At 71.5% G+C, this 4,363-nt stretch carries 3 protein-coding genes and 1 pseudogene; 3 read left to right on the top strand and 1 reads right to left on the bottom strand.

The window, feature by feature from the left end:
• Both AB0H87_RS38665 and AB0H87_RS38660 read left to right on the top strand, forming a co-directional pair.
• Window positions 1–1,831 (top strand): annotated as a pseudogene (locus AB0H87_RS38665) (hypothetical protein); the annotation flags it as partial.
• Window positions 1,832–2,806, top strand: a complete 975-nt coding sequence (locus AB0H87_RS38660; protein WP_360157765.1) for a hypothetical protein — start codon at window positions 1,832–1,834, stop codon at window positions 2,804–2,806.
• Here AB0H87_RS38660 and AB0H87_RS38655 read toward each other — a convergent pair.
• On the bottom strand, window positions 2,803–3,315 hold the full coding sequence (locus AB0H87_RS38655; RefSeq protein WP_360157762.1) for a carbonic anhydrase: 513 nt from the start codon (window positions 3,313–3,315) through the stop codon (window positions 2,803–2,805). The two genes, AB0H87_RS38660 and AB0H87_RS38655, sit on opposite strands and share 4 nt — an antisense overlap.
• Before the next feature lie 50 nt (window positions 3,316–3,365).
• On the opposite strand from AB0H87_RS38655, the gene AB0H87_RS38650 reads away from it, so the two are divergent.
• Window positions 3,366–4,363 (top strand): MFS transporter (locus AB0H87_RS38650; protein WP_360157759.1); only part of this gene is annotated, 998 nt, incomplete at its 3' end.

Here is a 4,363-nt window from a genome sequence, read left to right as displayed (position 1 = left end):
GGTCGGCGAGCTGTCGACCGTCCGCCTGCTGGCCGACGCCGCCGTCCAGGACGCCAACGCGACGATCGCGCCGTTCCGCACGATCGTCCCGCCGCCACCGGCGCCCGCCGGCCTGGAGGAGGCGTTCGGCGACCTCGAGTCCGGTCAGCGGTGGCTCGACAAGGCCGACGACCAGCTGCGCAAGGCCAACGCGGAGTCGGCCACCCGGCATGCGTCGAAGGCGTACGACAGCGCCCGCAACGTCCTGACCCGCTTCGACATCACCTACACCGGTGACCGGGACGGCGACGGCATCGAGGACGGTGTCGAGCTGCGCTTCGGCGCCAGCCCGCTGCTGGCCGACTCCGACGGCGACGGGCTCACCGACAAGTTCGAGATCTACGAGCTGACGCCGTGGACCCTGCCGAACAACGCCGACACCGACGGCGACGGCGTGCCGGACGGGCAGGAGGACCAGGACTCCGACGGCCTGACCAACCTGCGCGAGCAGGAGCTGGGCACGTCCCCCACGGAGAGCGACACCGACGGCGACGGCGTCAGCGACGGCATCGAGGTCAGCCGCGGCACCAACCCGCTGGTCGCCGATCCGCGCAACGACCCGCCGCTGGGCGGTGGCGCGCCGCCGATCGTGCCGACGCCCGACGAGACCGACACCGACGGTGATGGGCTGACGGACGTCGCCGAGGGCGACGTGCTCACCGACGAGAACAACGTCGACAGCGACGGTGACGGGCTCTCCGACGGCACCGAGGTCAACGACTGGGGCATCAACCCGCTCAACCCCGACACCGACGGCGACTCGCTGCGCGACGACTACGAGACCGTCCACGTCGAGGACCAGGGTCTCGACCCGGGTCGCCCGGACGAGCAGGTCAGCAAGTGGACCTACGTCACCGACTTCCTGCTGGGCATGTTCGCCGGCGACTTCTCACCGCGCGACTCCATGGCCTGGCTGGCCGGCAACCTGTGCTCGGGCGGCCTGAGCGCGATCCCGGTCGTGGGCTGGATCCTCGGCGGCCTCGCCGACCTGCGCGACACCATCGCCGGGCTCATCCACGGCGACTGGGTCAGCGCCGGGCTCAGCATCCTCGGCGTGGTGCCCTACGTCGGCGACGCGATCGCGATCCCGGGCAAGGCCGCGCGCTTCGTGGTGCGCTTCGCCCACCGCATCGACGACACCCTGCGGTTCGTCACCAAGTACGACAAGATCCCGGACGCCGTCAAGGACGTGGCCCTCGACCTGATCCTGGGCGCGACCTACGACTACCTGACCGCCGGCGACGACACGCTCGCCGCCCGGCTGCTCGCCGCCAAGTCCCGCTTCAGCGACAAGGACATCCGCGACCTGTCGCGCGGTGACCGCACGAAGTGGAAGGACATCGAGGACGCCATGAAGGCGCCCAACCACACGGCCGGCGACCCCATCCCCGCCCAGTACAACTGGCGGGACGGGGAGAACGCGGTGGCCGCCCTGCTGCAGAACTGCACCAAGAACGTCAAGGTCGTCACGCCGGGCTACCCCCGGGCCGGGTCCAAGTGGCGCAAGCCGGACTGCATCGAGACGGACGCGACCACGGGCGACGAGGTCTTCCACGAGGTCAAGACCGGCGTGCCGACCTGGACGGAGAGCCTGATCGACGAGTGCCTCAAGGACGCGTGGATCGTGACACCGGCCGGCAAGGCGGCCCACGGTCACCAGAACGTCACGAAGGTACACTGGCACTTCGTCGCGCACGCCGGCTTCAACAGCATCGGCATCCACCCGCCGCTGCTGCAGTGCCTCAAGGACAACAACATCGAGTTCACGATCCACGCACCGAGCGGACCATAGATGGACCTGGGCATCGTCCCGGACAACACCGAGCTGAGCAGGGCGGCCACGGTCGCCCTGCTCGGCCGTGTCCTGGGCGACCAGCCCGACCTGCGCGAGCGGGTCGCCACCGGCGAATACGCCGAGCTGTCCTGGACCGGCGACCGGATCAGCACGCAGTGGTTCGTCCACCCCGGCGACACCGGGATCCGCGAGCTGGTCGTGTCGGTCTTCGACCAGCATCCGCTGGACCCGGCGGCGGCGTTCCGGGCCGAGGTCGCGCCGATCGTGTCGGCGTTGCGGGAGCTGGCGCGCACGGCGGGCGCGCGGCTCGTCGTCGAGGAGGTCGACTTCGCCGACGCCCCGCTCGACGTGATCCTCGACCGCGTCGCGCCGGACGTCGACAGCACCCTGCCGCCGGGCATGGTGCGCGGCACCGTCACCGGCACGCCGGACGAGTTCCTCGAGCGTTACCTGGCCGCCGGCGACGGCCGCCTCGGCTGGCTGGGCGCCGAGTCGCAGGTGGACCTCGACTTCTCGCGGGATAGCCTCGCGGCGGTGTGGGCCTGGGCCCTCGACCGCCTTCGGCCGCGCCCGGCCGACGCGCCGTTGGAGAAGGTGGCCCTGGACAGCGGCTTCTTCCAGCGCCCGACCGACGCGGTCCTGCCGATGTGGTACGGCCGCCACGCGTCGATGGCGCCCTCCGGCTGGTCCGACGACTCGCTGCGGATCATCGACGCGGTCGCGTTCTACGCGCTGGAGTGCGTGCGGCACGCGGTGCCGGGCACGGCGTGGCGGGTCGGCCACCAGGCCGAGTGGGGCTACCGCTACGAGGGCCTGCCCGTGCTGGGCGGTCGCGGCGCCGACCTCGAGCCCGTGCACGAGCTGATCCCGCTCGCGGGCCGCCTCTACAAGCACCTGCGCGGCGACCCGACCGTGCCGACCGGAGCGGACCTCAGCGGCTGGTACGACAACGCGGTGAGCGCACGGCGCTAGGGCACGACGACCTCGACGAGCCCGGTATCCACGTCGTAGACGAGCCCGGAGACCAGCACGCCCGGCGGCATCGCCTGCTTCATCAGCGCGACGTCGATCGTGACCGACGCGTACGGGTCCATGACGGCCTTGGCGTCGAGGTCGCCGACCGGGATCTCGAAGAAGTCCGTCAGCAGCTCCGGGTAGGCCGCCAGATCCCGGATGCCGCAGTCGGTGTGGTGCAGCACGACCAACTGGCCGCCGGGCTGCGGCCGGCCGTGGCTGCGCGCCTCGCCCACCTTCGCCAGCATCGCCCACGAGCGCAGGGCCGTGGGCGTGACGCGACCACCCACGTTGCGCATCACCACGGCGTCGCCGGCCGCGAGGCCCAGCACGTGGCTCGGATCGACCCGCGGGTCCACGCAGCCGATGACCCGCAGGTTGCCGGTCGACAGCAGGGACAGGCCGACGAACGCGCCGCCGGCGGCGAACTCGGCGTTGCGCCGGACCAGTTCGGCCGTGTCGATCACGCTCTTCAGCGTGCCACGCCTCCCCAGGTCCTGCCGGTAATGTCCAAGAAATGGTGGACGCGCGCTGGCGGGCGATGACGGTCGCGCTGATGGCGGCGTTCATGACCCTCCTCGACGTCAGCATCGTCAACGTCGCGCTGCCGTCCATCCAGGACGACCTGGGGCTCAGCTCGGGCGGCCTGCAGTGGGTCCTGTCCGGATACGCGCTCGCGTTCGGCCTCGTGCTCGTCCCGGCCGGCCGGTTCGGCGACGCCCACGGGCGGCGCCGGCTGTTCGTGCTCGGCCTGGCCGGTTTCACCGTCGCCAGCGCGGCCGCCGGCCTCGCGGAGAACGAGCTGTGGCTGGTCTTCGCCCGCCTCGTCCAGGGCGTCTCCGCCGGCGTGGTGAACCCGCAGGTGTCCGGCCTCGTCCAGCAGATGTTCACGCCGCCGGAACGCGGGCGGCCGTTCGGCGCCCTCGGCGCGACCATCGGCGTCTCGACGGCGTTGGGGCCGCTGCTCGGTGGCGCGATCATCGCGATCGCCGGCGCCGAGACGGGCTGGCGCTGGATCTTCTACATCAACGTCCCGATCGGCGTGGTGGCGATCGTGCTCGGCCTGCGGTGGATCCCGGGCCGCACCGGCGAGCGCGCGCCACGGCCGGGCGTCGACCCGCTCGGCGTCGTGCTGCTCGGCGCCGGTGTCGCGCTGGTCCTGCTGCCGCTGGTGCAGCAAAGGCAATGGCACGGACCGATCACCTGGATCCTGATCGTGGCCGGGCTCGCGGTCCTCGGGACGTTCGTCGCCTGGGAACTGCACCAGCTGCGGCGCGGCGGCACGCCGCTGGTCGACATGGGGCTGTTCCGACGCCGCTCGTACGCCCTGGGATCGCTCCTGGCCCTGGCCTATTTCGCCGGGTTCACGACGACCTTCTTCATCTTCACGCTGTTCCTGCAGAACGGACTCCGCTACTCGCCGCTGGTTCTGCCCGACGGGCGGCGTCATGTCTTCGCCCAGTTCGGAGCCGGCACGTTGCGTGGCGTGCATACACACCTGTCGCGGTTCATGGT

This window comes from Asanoa sp. NPDC050611 (assembly GCF_040654855.1).
Classification (GTDB): Bacteria; Actinomycetota; Actinomycetes; order Mycobacteriales; family Micromonosporaceae; genus Asanoa.
The sequence above is the reverse complement of the archived record's forward strand: the minus strand, read 5'-3'. Positions and strand labels throughout refer to the sequence as shown.